Origin of the sequence: Pseudoruegeria sp. SK021 (assembly GCF_002119405.1) — a bacterium.
Classification (GTDB): Bacteria; Pseudomonadota; Alphaproteobacteria; order Rhodobacterales; family Rhodobacteraceae; genus Meridianimarinicoccus.
Genome location: NZ_MTBG01000113.1, coordinates 1 through 853 on the forward strand (window position 1 = coordinate 1; position 853 = coordinate 853).

General features: G+C 61.2%; 1 protein-coding gene and 1 pseudogene. Both read right to left on the bottom strand.

Annotated features, from left to right (window positions below):
* A pseudogene (locus BV911_RS18835) lies at window positions 1-202 on the bottom strand (IS3 family transposase); the annotation flags it as partial.
* A complete protein-coding gene (locus BV911_RS18840; RefSeq protein WP_086055056.1) occupies window positions 199-693 on the bottom strand; it encodes a transposase in 495 nt (164 codons plus the stop codon). The gene BV911_RS18840 and the pseudogene BV911_RS18835, both read right to left, overlap by 4 nt.
* Window positions 694-853: the final 160 nt, after the last annotated feature.

An 853-nucleotide genomic window follows, 5' to 3' on the forward strand; every position in this document is an offset into this window, starting at 1 on the left:
CGCCCGGGCTCAGCTTGTTGGCGGGGCCCGGGCGTTGCACGAGGGGGCGCTGATCCGGCTGCACCTGGCCGCCGTTTGTCCAGCGCCGCAGGGTGCGATCGCTGATCTCCAACTCGGCACAGGCTTTCGCGCGCCGTGCGCCAGCGGTGACAGCCTCTTCGATCAGCAGCGTGGCGGTTTGGCGATGTAGGGTGCTGATCATGCGTCCTCGTCGCCCCCCCAGATCGCCGCAGCCTTTTTTCTGAGAATGAGCAGCGCGGCCGCCTCGGCCAGGGCTTTCTCCTTGCGTGCAAGGTCGCGTTCCAGATCCTTGATCCGTTTCTTCTCTTCCTTCGTCGCTTGGCCCAGGCGTGCTGTGCTGGCGCGATCCCAATCGTTCGCCTGTTCACACGCTGACCGCCATGCTGTGACCTGTGCCGGATAGAGCCCGCGTTTGCGGCAATATTCGGCCAGATCAGCCTCGTTCAGCGCCGCCGTTTCCAGCACGGCCGCGAACTTGTCACGCGAAGACCAGCCCTCGGGGCCAGCATCAGCGTCGGGCAGCAGTTGACCCTTGCCACGCGCCTCAGCCCGCCACTTGTGAAGGGTCGCCTCCGATATCCCTTCTTCCTGTGACAGCTGCCGAATGGCCATGGTGCTCGGCGGTAGCATTCGCTTTAGCACCGCGGCCTTGCGTTCCGGTGAATATCCCACGTCATCATCCTATCTCGCCCACCTAAGAAATAGCCCAAGTTCGACAGCAAAACGAGTAAGTAATTGATATCGTTATAGCCGAATGGGCCAAAATGTAACTACACGAGCATGATCAGGCGGGTTTTGGCAGATTCAGGGTGTCGAATAGCTCCAGTTGTTG